Here is a 17,863-nt window from a genome sequence, read left to right as displayed (position 1 = left end):
TCAGGCCCTAAGTTAGGACGGATCACGGATGCCTTCACTTAAGGATCTGAAAAACCGGATCGCCTCCGTCAAGGCGACGCAGAAGATCACCAAGGCGATGAAAATGGTCGCCGCGGCGAAGCTTCGGCGTGCGCAGGAGGCGGCCGAGGCCGCCCGGCCCTATTCGCAGCGCATGGGTGCGGTTCTGGCGAACATCGCCAAGGCCGTCACCGATGCGGACGGCGCACCGACGCTGATGACCGGCACCGGCAAGGACCAGGTTCATCTGCTGGTGGTCTGCACGGCCGAACGCGGTCTGTGCGGCGGCTTCAATTCGCAGATCGCGCGCTTTGCCCGCGATCATGTGCGCAGGCTGCTTGCCGAGGGCAAGACGGTCAAGATCTTCACCGTCGGCAAGAAGGGTTACGACATCCTTCGCCGCGAATATGCTTCGTTGATCATCGAGCGCAAGGAATTGCGCGACGTCAAGCGCATCGGGTTCGAGAATGCGGATCAGCTCGGCAAGCGCATCATCGAGATGTACGAAGCTGGCGAATTCGACGTTTGCACGCTGTTCTATTCCGAGTTCAAGTCGGTGATCAGTCAGATCCCGACGGCGCAGCAGCTCATTCCGGCTTCGACCGGTGCGGCGCAGAACGAAGATGCCGAGCATGCCGGCGCCGTCTACGAATATGAGCCGGATCCGGCATCGATCCTCGAAGATCTGATCCCGCGCAACATCTCCGTTCAGATCTTCCGCGCGCTCCTTGAGAATGTCGCAGGCGAGATGGGTGCGAAGATGAGCGCTATGGACAATGCGACGCGTAATGCCGGTGAGATGATCAACAAACTGACGCTGAGCTACAACCGCCAGCGTCAGGCGCAGATCACCAAGGAACTCATTGAAATCATTTCGGGCGCGGAAGCGCTCTGAGGCTAGGAAAAGAGGGTCAGAAAATGGCTGAGGCAGCTACCCCCAAGATCGGCTCTGTCGGCAGAGTCACACAGGTTATCGGCGCCGTCGTCGACGTTGCTTTCGAAGGCGAACTGCCGAAGATCCTGAACGCGCTGGAAACCAGCAACAACGGCGTCCGTCTGGTTCTCGAAGTTGCACAGCACCTTGGCGAAAACGAAGTCCGTACCATCGCGATGGACTCAAGCGAAGGTCTCGTCCGCGGCCAGGTAGTCAGCGATACTGGTGCTCCGATCATGGTTCCGGTCGGCAACGAGACGCTCGGTCGTATCATGAACGTCATCGGTGAACCGGTCGACGAGGCTGGTCCGCTGGTCACCGCGCACAAGCGCGCCATCCACCAGGATGCACCGTCCTATGTCGAGCAGTCGACGGAAGCGCAGATCCTCGTCACCGGCATCAAGGTCGTCGACCTTCTCGCCCCCTATGCACGCGGCGGCAAGATCGGCCTCTTCGGCGGCGCCGGCGTCGGCAAGACCGTGTTGATCATGGAACTGATCAACAACGTCGCCAAGGCGCATGGTGGTTATTCAGTTTTTGCGGGCGTCGGTGAACGCACCCGCGAAGGCAACGACCTTTACCATGAAATGATCGAATCGAACGTCAACAAGCATGGCGGCGGCGAAGGCTCGAAGGCCGCGCTGGTTTACGGCCAGATGAACGAACCGCCGGGCGCTCGCGCCCGCGTCGCTCTGACCGGCCTGACGGTCGCCGAGCACTTCCGCGACCAGGGCCAGGACGTTCTGTTTTTCGTCGACAACATCTTCCGCTTCACCCAGGCAGGTTCCGAAGTGTCGGCTCTGCTCGGCCGCATCCCGTCGGCCGTCGGTTATCAGCCGACGCTTGCCACCGACATGGGCCAGATGCAGGAGCGCATCACTACGACGACAACCGGCTCGATCACTTCGGTCCAGGCCATCTACGTTCCGGCCGACGACTTGACCGACCCGGCGCCGGCAACCTCGTTCGCGCACCTTGACGCAACGACGGTTCTGTCGCGCTCGATCGCCGAAAAGGGCATCTACCCGGCCGTCGATCCGCTCGACTCGACCTCGCGCATGCTCGATCCGCTGGTCGTCGGCGAAGAGCATTACGACGTCGCCCGTAAGGTTCAGTCGACGCTGCAGCGTTACAAGGCGCTGCAGGACATCATCGCCATCCTTGGCATGGATGAACTGTCCGAAGAGGACAAGATCGCTGTTGCTCGCGCCCGCAAGATCGAGCGTTTCCTGTCGCAGCCGTTCTTCGTCGCCGAAGTCTTCACCGGCTCGCCGGGCAAGCTGGTTGCTCTTGAAGACACGATCAAGGGCTTCAAGGGCCTGGTCAACGGTGAATACGATCACCTGCCGGAAGCTGCCTTCTACATGGTCGGCTCGATGGAAGAAGCGATCGAAAAGGCCAAGAAGCTCGCAGCTGTTTGATGAGCGACGCGCTAGACGAGATATTCTGCTGCGACTCCCTGAAAGGGGTCGTGGCGGATCTTCCGGAGCCGGCAGCGCCGACCGTCTATCGCGCCGATAATGGTGTGCTGATGATGGTGGTGGGCCTTGTCCAGAGCGAAGAAGGCCTCGGTTATCTCGACCAAGCGATAATGCACTGCCCGTTTTGCGGGACCCAATTGCAAGATGCGAAAGCCATAGCCGAGAAGGTAAGTCACTGATGGCTGACAATTTCAACTTTGAGCTCGTTTCGCCGGAGCGTCTGCTGCTGTCGGAGATGGTGACTGAGGTCGTCATTCCCGCAACCGAGGGCGAGATGACTGTCATGGCGCACCACGCGCCGACAATGACGACGGTCAAGCCTGGTGTCGTAAGCGTCCGTTCGGCTTCCGGCAAGAAGCAGGATTACGTCGTATTCGGCGGTTTTGCCGATATCCTGCCGACCGGCTGCACATTGCTTGCCGAATCCGCTGTTCCGGTCGAGGAACTTCACAAGGACGAGTTGACCCGTCGCATCGAGGCCGCCCGCGCGGAACTCGAGAATACCGAGCTGCATGAGCACAAGTCGAAGCTCGAGCATTTCATCATGGAGCTGACGCATCTGAGCGGCGTCGTCCAGCAGGATTGATCGCAATCGACTGCAACGATCAAAGGCGGCTACAACAGCCGCCTTTTTTGTTGGTTCATACCTCGGAATGGTCAGGCAATGTCCATCGGCGGCTTCAAAGGAAGACGTAGCCGTCTCAGTAGCCGGTGCCGCCACGCAGCTCGATGACGAGCGTCTTCAAGAGAATCTTCAAGTCGAGCAGCAGGCTGAAATGCCTGACATAGTAGATATCGCAGGCGATGCGGGCGCGCGCTTGCAATGGCCGTGCCGTCGGGCCGCGCCAGCCGCGTGTCTGCGCCAGGCCGGTGATGCCCGGGCGCATGATGTGGCGTTGGTGGTAGTCCGGCACCAGCTCCTCGTAGAGCCTGCCGGCTGCGCGCATATTGACAGCATGGCAGCGCGGACCGACCAGCGACATCTCGCCCAACAGGACGTTGAAAAGCTGCGGCAGCTCGTCGATGTTGGTCCTGCGAAGCACCGCGCCGATAGCTGTCATCCGGCTGTCGCCCTTGACGGTCTGCTGAATGCCGCTCGGATCACAAGCGTCGGCGCGCATCGAGCGGAACTTGAACACCGTGATCTTCCGGCCGTGGAGCCCCCAGCGGATCTGGCGGAAAAATACCGGACCGCCATCGTCGAGTTTGATGAAGACAGCGATTGCCAGAAAAAACGGCGCCAGCACGATGAGGGCGCTGACCGAGGCGACGATATCGAACATCCGCTTCGTGCCCAGCCGCACGATCATCTTTCTTTCGACAAGGGAAAAGCTATCCGGCTGGCGAATGTTGGAGTTGGCGATAACCAGGGTCTTGGTTTTGTCCTGACGCTGAGACGGATCGAAGCGTGAATTCGTCTTCGAAGTAAAAGCATTCATAACGCAAGGTCCACAAGTTTAGATGCGATACTGAACTGAAGAGAGACAAATACATGCTCTCGTATCGTTTGTCATCGGTCTAAATAAGAAATTGCTAACCCGAATGAGACCAAAAATGGGAGTATTTCCTTTTAAAGATAATGCCAGTAGTTGAGCTTGCTGGAGAATTATACTTTAAAAGGAGTAGCCCGATTGGATTGGCGGGATGTCAGGCGATTGCCGACATCGATCGCAGGCTTTTCCAGCATATGATAGCTGAGACTTGCGACCAGAAGGACGAGCGCGGCTGCCAATCCACAAGACTGCAGCCAGCCGGTGACGACAATTTCCGACGAAACGCCGAATGAGCCCGGGTCGAGCCTTTGGATCGATATCAGGATGATTTCCTGCCAGATATAGATGCCGAATGAGATTTTCGCGATGTAGCGGACAGGCGCGTTGTCGAGCAGCCTGCCGAGGCGTTGCGAATGGCATAGCGAAACGAGCGCCGTTGCGATCGCCAGCGGAAAGACCGGGAAGCCATAGGGGATTTCGAGCCAGCCGTAAGCTTCGGCGGAGCCGCCGGGCGATATGACGAGACGGTAACCGGCAACAGCGAGGGCCAGCAGCGCTGCGGCATCGAACCAGGCGGAGGGCCTTCTTGGGAGCATGACTTCGACGCCGGCGGCAAGCGCGCCCAATGCGAAGATGGCGAAGAAGCCGATCGGATTATATCGCGGCATCCACTCCTTTGCCCCGCCTTGGAAGCCGTATTGCCAGCCGCGTCCGATATCGTCGAGCGGAAAGACGGTGAGGATGAGCACATGGGCCAAGAGTACAGCTGTGATGACGCAGAGCCAGGCAAAGCGGGCAAGCAACGGACGCTGCCTCAGGATGGGCAAACGAAATAGCAGGAAAAAGCAGAGAGGCAGGAGCACATAGCTGGTGACCTCGAAGGGAATGGACCAGAGCGGCCCGTCGGCTTCGACGGGAAAGAATGTGCGCCAATGCCACTGGCTCATGAACAGTAGCCCGGAGACATAGCGGAAGGCGAGCTCCGCCGTCAGCGGCAGAGCAAGCAGCGTCAGGCTGAGGGTGAAGCTGACGGTTGCGGCCACCCAGAAGCCCGGAGCGATGCGTGCCGCCCTGCGGATTGTGTAATGGCGGAGGCTGGGCATGGTGCTGCCGTCGTCGATCGCGCGCCAGAAGGGATGGGCAAGAAGAAAGCCGCTAAGCACGAAGAAGATGGCAACGCCGAAATTGCCGAAGCGGAGGATGTTTGCGGTGGGTCCCAGTTCGTCGGGAATTCTGCGCATATCCAGCCGGAGCGCGAGATGGTGGGCGAACACCAGCAGACAGGCTGCCGCGCGCAGAAAGTCCGCTCCGGCCAGTCTCTCCTGTTGGCGCATCTTGTCCCTCGCCTTACAGCGCCGCGCGCCTTTCAGACGCGTGGCACTGTAACACTTTGAATAACTGCATAATTTTTTCTTATATCGATTCCGATTTAAGAAATTATGCAGTGCCCAAGGGCTTTTCCGCGGAAAACCGCGATGGGCAAGGCGGGAATGGCTCAGGCCAGCAGTTCGTTGGTATAATAGGCGGAGAAGTCCGGCTTCTCCTTGAGTACGGCGCCATTCGCGTCGACCAGGATGCCGTTCGCGACCAGGAAGCCGCCGATGGCATCGGCCTTGGCCGGGTCGAGGGTGCCGATTACGCCGGCCTCGGACTTCAGGAAGTGTCCGTCGATCAATGCCTTCTGCGAAGCTTTCACCAGTTCCGTGTTCATCAGCGCGCCGTTGCTTCCTGATATCAGCAGCTCGCAGGCTTCGTCGGGATGATCGACGGAATAGGCATAACCCTTTCGCGTTGCCTGAATGAAAGCGCGGGCATTTTCCTGATTTGCCGAGAGATAGGCGTCGCTGGAGACGATGACCGTCGTCTGTTCGTCGGGAACGCCATAGTCGGCATAGTGGAAGCGGCCGATCTTGCGTTTTTCCAGCTCGGCGGCGATGCCTTCCCAGGTGTAGATCTCCAGTGTGAAATCGATCGAGCCATTGTCCAGCGCCTCGTAGGCGGAAGTGCCGAGCGTGACGGTCTTGACCTCGCCTTTGCCGCCATCGTTGCGGATCATCGCGGAGATCAAAGCGCTCTCCCAGGTTCCGCCGAAGCCGCCGTAGGTCTTGCCGTCGAGATCTCTAGGGCTTTTGATGTCGTCGCGTCCGCCCTTGTAGATAAGGCGCGCTGTTTCGGTCTGGACGACGCCGTAGACCATCTTCACGTCGCCGCCGGCGGCGCGCTGCATGAGGGCCTCGATCTCGCTGCTGATGCCGAAATCGGCGACGCCGTTCGACACCAGCGTTCCGGCGCTGGTGTCGGCATAGGGAAGGATCTCGACGTCGAGGCCGGCGGCGGTATAGAAGCCCCTCGCCTTGGCGACATAGATGCCGATATGGTTGGTGTTGGGTGTCCAATCGAGCGCCATGCGCACCTTTGCGGGCGCTGACTGGCCGAAGGCCGGGCGGCCGGCAAGGCTTGCGGCGATGGCGGCTAAGATCGTCTGGCGACGGGTGAGAAGCAGCATGGTGACCTCCTCAGGTCTCTAGAGCATGATGCCGAAAAGTGTGAGCGGTTTTCTCACGACATCATGCTCTAACTCTATAATGTAGAACAGGATTCAGATTTTAAGCCGACCGGCCTAAAATCATCCTGTTCGAGCGGATGAAGCAGTGTTTGCAGGATTTCGGTTTCGATCGCCTGGGCCGCCGGCGAGCCGAGATCGGCAAGGCTTCTCGGACGGGGCAGGGGAACGTGGAATTCGCGGATGATACGCGCCGGGCGGGCCGAAAGCACGTAGATCCGGTCGGAGAGGAACACGGCCTCGCGGACGTCGTGGGTGATCAGCAGCGCCGTCCAGCGGTGTTCGGTCCACATGCTCTGCAGCCATTCCTGGATCTGTGTGCGCGTCAGCGCGTCGAGCGCGCCGAACGGCTCGTCGAGCAGCAGCATGTCCTGGGTCTGGACGACAGTGCGCAGCAGGGCGGCGCGCTGGCGCATGCCGCCTGATAGTTCGGATGGATAATGGTGTTCAAAACCGGCAAGGCCGAAGCGCTCAAACAGTGGCGCCACAGTGGCGCGGGCAGCGCGGCGGCTCATGCCACGCACTTCGAGGCCAAGTGCCGCATTGTCGATGATCCGGCGCCAGGGCATCAGCGCATCGCGCTGCGGCATGAAGGCGAATGAATGCGGCGCCCGTTCCAGCGGCGCGTCCTTGAAAAGCACGGTGCCGGAATCGGGGCGAAGCGCCTGTGTCAGCAATCGGAGCACCGTCGACTTTCCTGAGCCGGACGGGCCGACGATCGAAACGAACTCGCCGTTTGCCACAGTGAGCGAAATATCGCCCAGCACCTTCATGCCGTCGAAGGACTTCGAGATGTTGCGCAGTTCGACCATCGTATCGCTCATCGCCGCGACTCCTGGGATCGTTGCCAGGGCATGACGAGGCGCTGGATCAATAGCGTCAGCCCGAAGAGGCAGAGTGTGAGCGCGGCGCTGATAACGACGGCGGCAAGCACGAGATCGGGGCGGAAATTGTTCTTGGCGTTGAGGATATAGATGCCGAGGCCGCGGGCGGCGCCGGCATATTCGGCAAAGATCGCGCCGACGACGGCATAGGTGATCGAGATCCTGAGGCCGGCGAAGAAATAGGGCAGCGCGGAGGGAAGCCGCGCCAGGCGGAAAATCCGCCAGCGGCTCGCCTTCATCGAGTTCAGCAATTCGGCGATGTCGCGGTCGGTCGATTGATAGCCCTGCAGCAGGGCGACCAACAGCGGAAAGAAGGTGACTAGCGCCACCAGCAGGATCTTCGGCAACAGGCCGAAACCGAACCAGAGGACGACAAGGGGCGCGATCGCCACCAGCGGCAGCGTCTGGCTGGCGATGAAAATCGGTAGCAATGCCCGGCGCATGAAAGACACGAAATCCATCAGGATCGAAGCGGCGAAGGCGAAGGCAAGCGACAGCGCGAAACCGCCGAGTGTCGCACCCAGCGTCGGCCAGGTGTTTGATATCAGCGCCTCACGGTTCAGCCAGCCCTGGATGACAATGCGCGAAGGCGCCGGCAGGATGGAAGGTTTGATGCCGGAAAGATCGACATAGAGTTCCCATGCCGCCAAAAACGCGCAGCCCGCGAGAAAGGCCGGTATGCCCCGGTAGAGAGCGGCGCGGAGCGCGGCAAGGCGCGAATCCGATGGTTGTGGCGATGTCATCAGCGTTCGATTTCAGGCTTTCGTCGGGCACTGCATAATTCCTTAAATCGGAATCGATTTAAGGGAAAATTATGCAGCAATTTAAAGTGTTACGGCGTCCCTTGCGCGTCTGCTAAGACGCGCGGCGCTGTATTGGCGGAGACCGTGATGTCGAGCGTCACGTGTCCCACCGGGTCGCCGAAGCGATAGAAGGCCTCATGAATGGTCGCGAAGACGGCGCCGGCATCTCCCCCCAGCCGGGTACAGAAATTCTTGGCGTGGTCGAAGGTGCCGGAGCGCTTCAAGAAATCGATGCAGCCATAGATCTCGTCCATATGGCTGCCGGTTCCCATGACGTAGAGCGAGAATTGCGCGGCTGCCGGCTGTCCGGTCTCCGTGGTGGTTTCAACGGCGGCAAGGGCTGATGTAATCCGGTCGGCAAGCGGCTCCGCCCGGCCGGCAGAGGGCTTGACGCCGCAGATGGCGTCGTCGGGCTCACCTGGGCAGCCGCGTGAGACCGCGGCGGACAGCACGCAATGCTCGCCGGTATTGGCGGCGACGACGAAAAGATCGCGCATGGCCGCGAAGAGGACATCAGGCGGGCCGACCAGCAGGGTGGAGATATCATCGGTCTCGATGCGAAGCCGGTCGCGATAGGGGTCGAACGCCTTGACGGCATCGAGAATGATGCCGACGAAATTGCCGGACATCGGATAGAGTGACACTTGTGCGCCTGAGAACATCTGAACCTCGCTCCGCTGGCATTACCCAGATCAGCTTTGAAGGGTCCAGAGGCTTGCGCCTCGCATCTCAGCCCCGGCGATACGGAGCTCCCCTGTTATTTCGGCGGAAACTATCATCGCGGTTTTCTTCCCGCAACCGCAAAATTGCAGACCCGTCCGCGTGGTCGGAATGAACCTGATATGACGGACAACACCCGGACCGAGGTCCTGCCCGGGTGTTCCCAGAGGTTCCGTACCTGCTGGGAACGGAACCGGAGCTTTCTGTCTCAGGCGGCGATATCGGCATAGGGACGATCGATACGGGCGGTGGCGAGCGCCCGTGTCCACCATTCCAGCCTTGCCATCATTCGGCCGAGCAAGCGCAGCGCGTCGTCGGGAGTGTCGAGCCTGCCTTCCGCGTCGAAGCGGTTCCATGGCGCAGCGAAGCTGACCGAATCGCGGATCGTGACGGCGTGGAGTTCGGCAAAGACGAGGCGCAGCTGCTCTACCGCGCGCAGGCCGCCGGAAATACCGCCATAGGAAACGAAGGCGACCGGCTTGCCCTGCCAAGGCTCGAAGAAGAAATCGATGACGAATTTCAGCGAGGCGGTGAAGCTGTGATTGTATTCCGGCGTGACGATGATGAACGCGTCCGCCATGCCGAGCCGCTCGGCGAGCCTGGCGATTTCGGGATGTGCCAATTCGCGGGTGGTCGGCAGCGCAAAATCCAGCGGGTCGATGATGTCGATATCGAATTGCGGGAAGCGGATGAGCTCCTCCGTCAGCCACTTGACCACCCGGTCGCAGATGCGGCCTTCCCTCGTGCTCCCGTAGATGACCGCCAGCCTGGTGGGTGTTTTCATGTGTCGCTCCTTGTTGCGATTGGACTTTACGATTGCAGGAGCAACAGGTATAAAACCTCAACTAATATTGAGGTCAATAGGCGATGGATACGATTCCTGCGACGCCGCTCGGCAGGCTCCTGACAGTCGGTGAAGTGGCGGAGCGCAGCGGCCTCGCCGTCTCGGCGCTGCATTTTTACGAGACCAAAGGGTTGATCTCGAGCATCCGCTCCCGCGGCAACCAGCGGCGCTATGGGCGCGATGTGCTTCGCCGTCTCGGCATCATCAAGGTGGCGCAGCGTGTCGGCATTCCGCTTTCGGAAATCCAGTCAGCGTTCGAGTCCCTGCCGCAGGGACGAACGCCGACCGTTGCCGACTGGCAGACGCTGTCGGCGCGCTGGAAGGATGATCTCGACGCGCGAATCAGGCGGCTCAGCCTGTTGCGCGACCGATTGACCGGCTGCATCGGTTGCGGCTGCCTGTCGATCGAAAGCTGTCCGCTGCGTAATCCCTGCGACCGGCTTGGCAAGGAAGGGCCGGGTGCGCGGCTTCTGGAGGCCGAAAACTAGTCCTGGTTTTCCCCGGAAAGATCGGTGCGCGCCTTTCTTTCGGTCGGTGCGCTCATATGTTAAGGGCGAGTGACGCAACCGGCGGCACTGTCCGCGAGGAGGACGGCTTCGTGTTTCATCCCAGATTGTTCGAAAATCGCAATGTCGTCGTGACCGGCGCCGGCCGCGGCATCGGCCTTGAAGTCGCCCGGCAGTTTCTGGACTGCGGCGCGAAGGTGATTGTCCATACCGGGCGCAAGCCGGGACGGGATCTGCCGGATTTCCTGCTGACCGCTGAATCGGAAAGACGGGCGCTGCTGCTGCACGCCGATTTCTCCGCCATCGGTGGGGCGGCGCAATTTGCCGACGATGTCCTCGCTTTCTTCGACAGGGTGCATGTGCTCGTTAACAATGCCGGCACCATGCTTGGCCGGTTTCCCGCTGCCACGCTGACCGACGCAGAATATGAGGCAGTCATACGGCTCAACCAGACTTCGGTGGTGGCGCTGACGCGGGCATTGCTGCCGGCATTGAAGGCGGCCGAGGGCGCTGCCGTCATCAACACTGTTTCGATTTCGGCGCTGACCGGCGGAAGCCCCGGCTCTTCGATATATTCGGCCTCGAAGGCCTTTGTTGCGACCTATTCCAAGGCGCTCGCCCGCGAGCTTGCCCCGGATGGCATCCGCGTCAACTGCGTCTCGCCGGGAACGATCGAGACGGATTTCCACGAGCGCTATTCCTCCAAAGAAAAGCTGGAGCAGACCCGGAAATCCATCCCCCTGCAGCGACTCGGCACGGCGGAGGATTGCGCTCCCGCCTATCTGTTCCTGGCAGCTCCCTCACTCTCGGGATACATCACCGGCCAGGTGATCGAGATCAATGGCGGACAGCTTATCTGCTGATTTACTTGGACCTTTTTTGGCATTTCATCACTATTGACCAATTCGCTTGTGCGAATATGCTATTGTACTGATCTACCTCACCGCCTCCTTCCGAGATATCGAATGCCGTTGCCTAAACCGGAGCCGGGTATGACCGGCCAGGAGTTGCATAAACTCGCTGGAAAAGCCCATGAAGCGAGCGACCTGCTGAAAGCTTTGGCGCATCACACCCGACTTCTGATCCTCTGCATACTGGCGAAAGAGGAGCGAACGGTCGGTGAACTCGAAAATATTCTCGGCATACAGCAGGCGATGGTCTCGCAGCAACTTGCGCGTTTGAGGCTCGAAGGCCTGGTCAATACGCGCCGTCAGGGCAGGCAGGTTTATTACAGCATCGGCAATGTCAACGTGCTGGGTTTTCTCGAATCGCTGTTCGATCTTTTTCCGGCTGCGGAAAACTGTTAAAGCGCGTCGCATAAAACTTGATTCATGCGACGCGCTTTAATTCTTTGTTTTATGCATGTCGTCGTCCCAAAACCGCTGCACACTTTTGGCGGCATGCATTAGTACCCGCCCTTGCGAAGCACGGCTGCTATGTCGAAGATGAGGCCGGACGCGAAATGTCGCGGGAGACCGGATGATCGACAAGCTGGAATTTTTTATCGCCCTTGCCAATGAAAAGCACTTCGGCCGTGCCGCCGAGGAGTGCGGGATCTCGCAGCCGACGCTCTCGGCGGCTATCCGGCAGCTCGAGGATCAATTGGGCGTCATGCTGGTGCAGCGCGGCTCGCGGTTCCAGGGGCTGACGCCGGAAGGCCAGCGCGTGCTGGAATGGGCCCGGCGCATCGTCGGCGATGCCCGCACCATGCGCGAAGAGATGCGCGCCGCGCGCCGCGGCCTTTCCGGCCACATTCGCCTCGCCGCCATTCCGACCGCGCTTGCCATGCTTTCGCGTATCACCACGCCTTTTCAGGAACGGCACCCCGGCGTGACCTTCTCGATCGTCTCGCGCAATTCGCTGCAGGTGCTGAGCATGCTCGAGAATCTCGAAATTGATGCCGGCATCACCTATCTCGAAAACGAACCGCTCGGCCGTGTTACGACGGTTCCGCTTTATGCCGAGCGCTATAATCTGATCACGGCTGCAGGCAGCCCTTTGTCTGATCGCGACAACGTGACCTGGCGCGAGGTTGGTGATCTTCGGCTTTGTCTATTGACGGCCGACATGCAGAACCGTCGCATCATCAACCGGCACCTGACGGAAGCCGGCGCCACGGTACATCCGACGCTCGAATCCAACTCGATGATCGTGCTGTTCTCGCATGTCAGGACCGGGCGCTGGGCGAGCATCATGCCGCGCAACGTCGCGAAATCCTTTGGATTTCCAGTGGAAATTCGGATGATCCCGATCGTCGAGCCGGAGGCGCATCATCTGGTCGGGCTTGTCGCGCCGTATCGCGAGCCGTTTACGCCGCTCGTGTCGGCCTTGCTGCACGAAGCGCGGGTGCTCGTGCAGGATGAAGAACTCTGATAGAAAAAACCTATCGATCCACGAGATAGCTTTATTGATTGCCGGCGGCTTCCCTGAGATGTTGCTTGCGGAATAGCGTTCGGCTGGGGGAGCGCGCCCATTCCGCAACGCGCTAGAGCAATTCCAGCAAAAGTGTGAAGCGGTTTTGCGTTCGGAATTGCGTAAAAACAAAGAGATAGAGCATTTTCGTGATTCGAAGAAAAACGGAAATGCTCTAGCCGCTGGGAGAGCTACCTTATGACCATTCATATCGCCGAAGGCGATATCACAACGCGCACCCGTTCCATCATCGCCGATCTTCGCTTTCTCGAAGGGCCGCTGCTTCCCATTCTGCATCAGGTTCAGGAAGAATTCGGCTATGTGCCGCCGGAAGCCCTGCCTGTTATTGCAGAGGAATTGAACCTCTCCCGCGCCGAGGTGCATGGCGTGATGACCTTCTATCACGATTATCGCGACCATCCCACTGGGCGGCATGTGCTGAAGCTCTGTCGCGCCGAAGCCTGTCAGTCGATGGGCGGCGATGCGCTGGCCGAACGCCTCAAGACGCTGCTCGGCATCGATTTCCATCAGACGACGCTCGATGGCGCCGTGACGCTGGAGCCGGTCTACTGTCTCGGGCTCTGCGCCTGCGCGCCGGCGGCGATGCTCGATGGCGAGGTCTATGGCCGGATCGACGATCAGTTGGCCGCGGAACTTGTCGCGGAGGCACGCCGATGACGGTCAGGATATATGTTCCGCGCGATGCCGCAGCGCTGGCGCTCGGGGCCGAGATGGTGGCAAAGGCGATTGCCCAGGAGATCGCCGCCCGCGGCCTCGATGCCGAGATCGTGCGCAACGGCTCGCGCGGAATGTTCTGGCTGGAGCCGCTGGTCGAGATCGAGCTTGCCGGCAAGCGGATCGGCTACGGGCCGGTGAAGGCAAAGGATGTGCCTGGCCTGTTCGACGCCGGGATGGCTGATGGTGGCGATCACCCGCTCTGTCTCGGGGAGGTTGAAGACCTCCCGTTCCTCAAAGGACAGACCCGCCTGACCTTTGCCCGCTGCGGCATCACCGATCCGCTTTCGCTCGCCGATTACGAGGCGCATGGCGGTCTTGCCGGTCTTCGCCGCGCCGTTTCGATGTCACCAGCCGAGGTCGTCAAGGAAGTCACCGATTCCGGCCTGCGCGGACGGGGCGGCGCCGGCTTTCCCACAGGCATCAAGTGGAAGACCGTTCTCGATGCCGCCGGCGAACGCAAATATATCGTTTGCAATGCCGATGAGGGCGACAGCGGCACTTTTGCCGACCGGATGATCATGGAGGGTGATCCCTTCGTGCTGATCGAGGGCATGGCGATATCAGGCCTCGCCACCGGAGCGACGAAAGGTTACGTCTACACGCGGTCGGAATATCCGCATGCGATCGCGGTGATGAGCGAGGCTGTCGGCATCGCGCGCCAGGCCGCTATTCTCGGCCTATCGGTGCTCGGCTCCGGCCGTGCCTTCGATATCGAGGTGCGCATCGGGGCCGGCGCCTATGTCTGCGGCGAGGAAACGGCGCTGCTGAACAGCCTCGAAGGCAAGCGCGGCGTCGTGCGCGCCAAGCCGCCGCTGCCGGCGCATCAGGGGCTGTTTAACTGTCCTACCGTCATCAACAACGTGATCTCGCTCGCCTCCGTGCCGGTGATCATGGAAAAGGGTGCCGCATTCTATCGCGATTTCGGCATGGGCCGCTCGCGTGGCACCATTCCGCTGCAGATCGCCGGCAATGTCAGATATGGCGGGCTTTATGAAACGGCCTTCGGTCTTTCGCTCGGAGATATCGTCGACGGGATCGGCGGCGGCACGGCGACGGGGCGACCGGTCAAGGCCGTGCAGGTCGGCGGGCCGCTTGGTGCCTATTTCCCGCGGGCGCTGTTCGACACGCCGTTCGATTACGAAGCCTTTGCCGCCAAGGACGGACTGATCGGCCATGCCGGCCTCGTCGTCTTCGACGACACCGCCGATATGCTGAAGCAGGCGCGTTTCGCCATGGAATTCTGCGCAATCGAAAGCTGCGGCAAGTGCACGCCCTGCCGCATCGGCTCGACACGCGGCGTCGAGACGGCCGACAAGATCGCCCAAGGCATCGAGCCGGAGAAGAACCGGGCGCTGCTTGCCGATCTCTGCAACACGATGAAGTTCGGTTCGCTCTGTGCGCTCGGCGGTTTCACGCCTTATCCCGTCGTGAGTGCGATGACGCATTTCCCGGAGGATTTTTCGCCGGCGCCGATGGTGGAGGCGGCTGAGTGATGACATCTCACGTCGCACCCACACTCTTTCCTGCATCGCGCATTTCCACTTCCGTACAAGAGGCCGACCATGTCGCTCATCCATGAAATCGACTACGGCACCCCGGCTTCGAAATCCGAGGCGATGGTGACGCTCACCATCGATGGGCAGCAGATCAACGTGCCGGAAGGTACCTCCATCATGCGGGCCTCGATGGAGGCCGGCATCAAGGTGCCGAAGCTCTGTGCCACCGATATGGTCGACGCTTTCGGCTCCTGCCGGCTCTGCCTCGTCGAGATCGAGGGACGCAACGGCACACCTGCCTCCTGCACGACCCCGGTGGCGGCAAACATGGTGGTGCATACGCAGACGGGTCGGCTGAAGGACATCCGCCGCGGCGTGATGGAACTCTATATTTCCGACCATCCGCTCGACTGTCTGACCTGCGCTGCCAACGGCGATTGCGAATTGCAGGACATGGCTGGTGCCGTCGGCCTGCGCGATGTGCGCTACGGCTACGAGGGCGACAACCACGTCAAGGCGCGCAGCAATGGCGACATCAATCTGAAATGGATGCCGAAGGACGAGTCCAATCCCTATTTCACCTATGATCCCTCCAAGTGCATCGTCTGTTCGCGCTGCGTGCGCGCCTGCGAGGAAGTGCAGGGCACCTTCGCGCTGACGATTGAGGGACGCGGTTTTGGTTCGCGCGTATCCCCCGGCATGCACGAGAATTTCATGGAATCCGAATGCGTCTCCTGCGGCGCCTGCGTCCAGGCCTGTCCGACGGCGACGCTGACGGAGAAGTCGGTGATAGAGATCGGCCAGCCGGAACATTCGGCCGTCACCACCTGCGCCTATTGCGGCGTCGGCTGCTCGTTCAAGGCGGAAATGCGCGGCGAGGAACTGGTGCGCATGGTGCCGTGGAAAGACGGCCAGGCCAATCGCGGCCATTCCTGCGTCAAGGGCCGCTTCGCTTACGGCTATTCCACCCACAAGGACCGGATCCTCAACCCGATGATCCGCGAAAAGGTCAGCGATCCCTGGCGGGAGGTCAGCTGGGACGAAGCCATCGCGCATGTGGCGTCGGAGTTCCGCCGCATCCAGTATCAATACGGCCGCGAGGCGATCGGCGGTATCACCTCCTCGCGCTGCACCAATGAAGAAACCTACCTGGTGCAGAAGCTGATCCGCGCCGGCTTCGGCAACAATAATGTCGATACCTGCGCCCGCGTCTGCCATTCGCCGACCGGCTACGGTCTCGGCCAGACGTTCGGAACTTCGGCCGGAACGCAGAATTTCGACAGTGTCGAGCATTCTGATGTCGTCGTCATCATCGGCGCCAATCCGACGGAGGGGCATCCGGTGTTCGGCTCGCGATTGAAGAAGCGGTTGCGCCAGGGGGCCAAGCTCATCGTCATCGATCCGCGTCGAACCGATATCGTCCGCTCGCCGCATGTCGAGGCTTCCTACCACCTGCCGCTGAAACCCGGCACCAACGTTGCGGTGATGACGGCGCTGGCGCATGTGATCGTCGCCGAAGGGCTCTTTGACGAGACGTTTATCCGCGAGCGCTGCGACTGGTCGGAATTCGAGGACTGGGCCGCCTTCGTCGCCGAACCGCAACACAGTCCCGAGCAGACCGAGATCTTCACCGGCGTGCCGGCGGCGGATCTGCGTGGCGCGGCAAGGCTCTTTGCCAAGGGCGGCAATGGCGCGATCTACTACGGTCTCGGCGTTACCGAACACAGCCAGGGCTCGACCACGGTCATCGCCATCGCCAACCTGGCGATGGCGACCGGCAATATCGGCCGTCCCGGTGTCGGCGTGAACCCGCTGCGCGGCCAGAACAACGTGCAGGGCTCCTGCGATATGGGCTCTTTCCCGCACGAACTGCCGGGCTACCGGCATATTTCCGACGATGCGACGCGCGATATCTTCGAGAAACTCTGGGGCGTGAAGCTCGACAAAGAGCCGGGCCTGCGCATTCCGAACATGCTGGATGCGGCGGTCGATGGCTCCTTCAAAGGCCTCTACGTTCAGGGCGAGGACATTCTCCAGTCCGATCCGGATACCAAACATGTCGCAGCCGGGCTTGCGGCGATGGAATGCGTTGTCGTGCAGGACCTGTTCCTCAACGAGACCGCCAATTACGCCCATGTCTTCCTGCCGGGCTCGACCTTCCTCGAGAAGGACGGCACCTTCACCAATGCCGAGCGCCGCATCAACCGCGTGCGCAAGGTGATGTCGCCGCGCAACGGTTATGGCGACTGGGAGGTGACGCAGAAGCTTGCCCAGGCGATGGGGCTCGACTGGAATTACACCCATCCGTCGGAGATCATGGACGAGATCGCCGCGACGACGCCAAGCTTTGCGATGGTCTCCTACGACTATCTCGACAAGATCGGCTCGGTGCAGTGGCCCTGCAACGAGAAGACCCCGCTCGGCTCGCCGATCATGCATGTCGACGGCTTCGTGCGCGGCAAGGGCAAGTTCATCCGCACCGAATATGTCGCGACCGACGAGCGCACCGGCCCGCGCTTCCCGCTGCTGCTCACCACTGGCCGCATCCTCAGCCAGTACAATGTCGGGGCGCAGACGCGGCGGACCGAAAATGTCGTCTGGCACGCCGAAGACCGGCTGGAGATCCATCCGCACGATGCCGAGCAGCGCGGCATTCGCGACGGCGACTGGGTAAAGCTCGGCAGCCGCTCCGGCGACACCACGCTGAGATCCCTGATTACCGATCGTGTTGCGCCGGGTGTCGTCTATACGACCTTCCATCATCCCAATACGCAGGCGAACGTCATCACCACCGATTTCTCCGACTGGGCGACGAACTGCCCTGAGTACAAGGTGACGGCGGTGCAGGTGTCGCCCTCCAACGGGCCGAGCGAATGGCAGCTCGAATATGACGAGCAGGCGCGGCAATCGCGCCGTATCGCCGGCAAGCTCGAGGCAGCGGAGTGACGATGTGGGGGTGGTTTGGCAAGGA

18 protein-coding genes and 1 riboswitch are annotated in these 17,863 nt (G+C 60.8%); of the genes, 11 read left to right on the top strand and 7 right to left on the bottom strand.

Annotation, left to right across the window (positions count from 1 at the left end; all coding sequences use genetic code 11):
* The first annotated feature begins 28 nt into the window (after positions 1-28).
* The 4 genes from J3O30_RS20860 to J3O30_RS20845 are packed head-to-tail and all read left to right on the top strand — an operon-like array spanning position 29 to position 3,019.
* A complete protein-coding gene (locus J3O30_RS20860; protein ID WP_207582070.1) occupies positions 29-913 on the top strand; it encodes a F0F1 ATP synthase subunit gamma in 885 nt (294 codons plus the stop codon).
* Positions 914-936: 23 nt separating this feature from the next.
* Complete coding sequence (atpD, locus tag J3O30_RS20855) at positions 937-2,373, top strand: F0F1 ATP synthase subunit beta (RefSeq protein ID WP_207582069.1); 1,437 nt, start codon at positions 937-939, stop codon at positions 2,371-2,373.
* Positions 2,373-2,612, top strand: a complete 240-nt coding sequence (locus J3O30_RS20850; RefSeq protein WP_207582068.1) for a hypothetical protein — start codon at positions 2,373-2,375, stop codon at positions 2,610-2,612. The genes atpD and J3O30_RS20850 overlap by 1 nt, the downstream gene beginning before the upstream one ends.
* Positions 2,612-3,019 (top strand): F0F1 ATP synthase subunit epsilon, encoded by a 408-nt coding sequence (locus tag J3O30_RS20845; protein ID WP_207582067.1) that lies wholly within the window; start codon positions 2,612-2,614, stop codon positions 3,017-3,019. Before J3O30_RS20850 ends, J3O30_RS20845 begins: the two co-directional genes overlap by 1 nt.
* A gap of 115 nt (positions 3,020-3,134) precedes the next feature.
* Here the strand turns inward: J3O30_RS20845 and J3O30_RS20840 are convergent, their stop codons facing one another.
* From J3O30_RS20840 to J3O30_RS20810, 7 genes are all read right to left on the bottom strand, one after another.
* The gene (locus tag J3O30_RS20840) at positions 3,135-3,872 is read right to left on the bottom strand and encodes a sugar transferase (protein ID WP_207582066.1); all 738 of its coding nucleotides are present in this window, start codon (positions 3,870-3,872) and stop codon (positions 3,135-3,137) included.
* Positions 3,873-4,039: 167 nt separating this feature from the next.
* Positions 4,040-5,260, bottom strand: a complete 1,221-nt coding sequence (locus tag J3O30_RS20835; RefSeq protein WP_207582065.1) for an acyltransferase — start codon at positions 5,258-5,260, stop codon at positions 4,040-4,042.
* A 161-nt stretch (positions 5,261-5,421) separates the two neighbouring features.
* Complete coding sequence (locus J3O30_RS20830) at positions 5,422-6,432, bottom strand: ABC transporter substrate-binding protein (protein ID WP_207582064.1); 1,011 nt, start codon at positions 6,430-6,432, stop codon at positions 5,422-5,424.
* 74 nt (positions 6,433-6,506) lie between these two features.
* Positions 6,507-7,313 carry an ABC transporter ATP-binding protein gene (locus J3O30_RS20825; protein WP_207582063.1) on the bottom strand — a complete coding sequence of 269 codons (807 nt, stop codon included), beginning with the start codon at positions 7,311-7,313 and terminating at the stop codon, positions 6,507-6,509.
* Entirely contained in the window at positions 7,310-8,116 is an 807-nt protein-coding gene (locus J3O30_RS20820) for an ABC transporter permease (RefSeq protein WP_207582062.1), read from the bottom strand. The genes J3O30_RS20825 and J3O30_RS20820 overlap by 4 nt, the downstream gene beginning before the upstream one ends.
* An 89-nt stretch (positions 8,117-8,205) precedes the next feature.
* On the bottom strand, positions 8,206-8,838 hold the full coding sequence (locus J3O30_RS20815; protein ID WP_207582061.1) for a YkoF family thiamine/hydroxymethylpyrimidine-binding protein: 633 nt from the start codon (positions 8,836-8,838) through the stop codon (positions 8,206-8,208).
* A riboswitch (TPP riboswitch) is annotated at positions 8,829-8,942 on the bottom strand. Its footprint overlaps the gene before it by 10 nt.
* Before the next feature lie 162 nt (positions 8,943-9,104).
* Positions 9,105-9,680, bottom strand: coding sequence for an NAD(P)H-dependent oxidoreductase (locus J3O30_RS20810; RefSeq protein WP_207582060.1), 576 nt, complete (start codon positions 9,678-9,680; stop codon positions 9,105-9,107).
* A gap of 83 nt (positions 9,681-9,763) precedes the next feature.
* Here J3O30_RS20810 and soxR point away from each other — a divergent pair, with 83 nt between their 5' ends.
* The 7 genes from soxR to fdhF all read left to right on the top strand — a co-directional run bounded on the left by soxR (position 9,764) and on the right by fdhF (position 17,838).
* Positions 9,764-10,228, top strand: a complete 465-nt coding sequence (gene soxR / locus J3O30_RS20805; protein ID WP_207582059.1) for a redox-sensitive transcriptional activator SoxR — start codon at positions 9,764-9,766, stop codon at positions 10,226-10,228.
* Positions 10,229-10,338: 110 nt separating this feature from the next.
* Positions 10,339-11,109 (top strand): SDR family oxidoreductase, encoded by a 771-nt coding sequence (locus J3O30_RS20800; protein ID WP_207582058.1) that lies wholly within the window; start codon positions 10,339-10,341, stop codon positions 11,107-11,109.
* Between the two features lie 102 nt (positions 11,110-11,211).
* Complete coding sequence (locus J3O30_RS20795) at positions 11,212-11,553, top strand: metalloregulator ArsR/SmtB family transcription factor (RefSeq protein ID WP_207582057.1); 342 nt, start codon at positions 11,212-11,214, stop codon at positions 11,551-11,553.
* A 172-nt stretch (positions 11,554-11,725) separates the two neighbouring features.
* The gene (locus J3O30_RS20790; RefSeq protein ID WP_007632598.1) at positions 11,726-12,619 is read left to right on the top strand and encodes a LysR family transcriptional regulator; all 894 of its coding nucleotides are present in this window, start codon (positions 11,726-11,728) and stop codon (positions 12,617-12,619) included.
* Positions 12,620-12,856: 237 nt separating this feature from the next.
* Entirely contained in the window at positions 12,857-13,336 is a 480-nt protein-coding gene (locus J3O30_RS20785) for a formate dehydrogenase subunit gamma (RefSeq protein ID WP_207582056.1), read from the top strand.
* A complete protein-coding gene (locus tag J3O30_RS20780; RefSeq protein WP_207582055.1) occupies positions 13,333-14,889 on the top strand; it encodes an NADH-quinone oxidoreductase subunit NuoF in 1,557 nt (518 codons plus the stop codon). Before J3O30_RS20785 ends, J3O30_RS20780 begins: the two co-directional genes overlap by 4 nt.
* Before the next feature lie 69 nt (positions 14,890-14,958).
* Positions 14,959-17,838 (top strand): formate dehydrogenase subunit alpha, encoded by a 2,880-nt coding sequence (gene fdhF / locus J3O30_RS20775; RefSeq protein ID WP_207582054.1) that lies wholly within the window; start codon positions 14,959-14,961, stop codon positions 17,836-17,838.
* The last annotated feature ends 25 nt before the right edge of the window (positions 17,839-17,863 follow it).

This window comes from Rhizobium sp. NZLR1, assembly GCF_017357385.1.
In the GTDB taxonomy this organism is placed as follows: Bacteria; Pseudomonadota; Alphaproteobacteria; order Rhizobiales; family Rhizobiaceae; genus Rhizobium.
The sequence above is the reverse complement of the archived record's forward strand: the minus strand, read 5'-3'. Positions and strand labels throughout refer to the sequence as shown.

Coding starts and splice junctions, on each gene's coding strand:
- J3O30_RS20780 (WP_207582055.1), top strand. CDS start 13,333: ATGACGGTCAGGATATATGTTCCGCGCGATGCCGCAGCGCTGGCGCTC.
- atpD (WP_207582069.1), top strand. CDS start 937: ATGGCTGAGGCAGCTACCCCCAAGATCGGCTCTGTCGGCAGAGTCACA.
- J3O30_RS20815 (WP_207582061.1), bottom strand. CDS start 8,838: ATGTTCTCAGGCGCACAAGTGTCACTCTATCCGATGTCCGGCAATTTC.
- fdhF (WP_207582054.1), top strand. CDS start 14,959: ATGTCGCTCATCCATGAAATCGACTACGGCACCCCGGCTTCGAAATCC.
- J3O30_RS20810 (WP_207582060.1), bottom strand. CDS start 9,680: ATGAAAACACCCACCAGGCTGGCGGTCATCTACGGGAGCACGAGGGAA.
- J3O30_RS20850 (WP_207582068.1), top strand. CDS start 2,373: ATGAGCGACGCGCTAGACGAGATATTCTGCTGCGACTCCCTGAAAGGG.
- J3O30_RS20860 (WP_207582070.1), top strand. CDS start 29: ATGCCTTCACTTAAGGATCTGAAAAACCGGATCGCCTCCGTCAAGGCG.
- J3O30_RS20820 (WP_207582062.1), bottom strand. CDS start 8,116: ATGACATCGCCACAACCATCGGATTCGCGCCTTGCCGCGCTCCGCGCC.
- J3O30_RS20830 (WP_207582064.1), bottom strand. CDS start 6,432: ATGCTGCTTCTCACCCGTCGCCAGACGATCTTAGCCGCCATCGCCGCA.
- soxR (WP_207582059.1), top strand. CDS start 9,764: ATGGATACGATTCCTGCGACGCCGCTCGGCAGGCTCCTGACAGTCGGT.
- J3O30_RS20795 (WP_207582057.1), top strand. CDS start 11,212: ATGCCGTTGCCTAAACCGGAGCCGGGTATGACCGGCCAGGAGTTGCAT.
- J3O30_RS20825 (WP_207582063.1), bottom strand. CDS start 7,313: ATGAGCGATACGATGGTCGAACTGCGCAACATCTCGAAGTCCTTCGAC.
- J3O30_RS20835 (WP_207582065.1), bottom strand. CDS start 5,260: ATGCGCCAACAGGAGAGACTGGCCGGAGCGGACTTTCTGCGCGCGGCA.
- J3O30_RS20790 (WP_007632598.1), top strand. CDS start 11,726: ATGATCGACAAGCTGGAATTTTTTATCGCCCTTGCCAATGAAAAGCAC.
- J3O30_RS20845 (WP_207582067.1), top strand. CDS start 2,612: ATGGCTGACAATTTCAACTTTGAGCTCGTTTCGCCGGAGCGTCTGCTG.
- J3O30_RS20785 (WP_207582056.1), top strand. CDS start 12,857: ATGACCATTCATATCGCCGAAGGCGATATCACAACGCGCACCCGTTCC.
- J3O30_RS20840 (WP_207582066.1), bottom strand. CDS start 3,872: ATGAATGCTTTTACTTCGAAGACGAATTCACGCTTCGATCCGTCTCAG.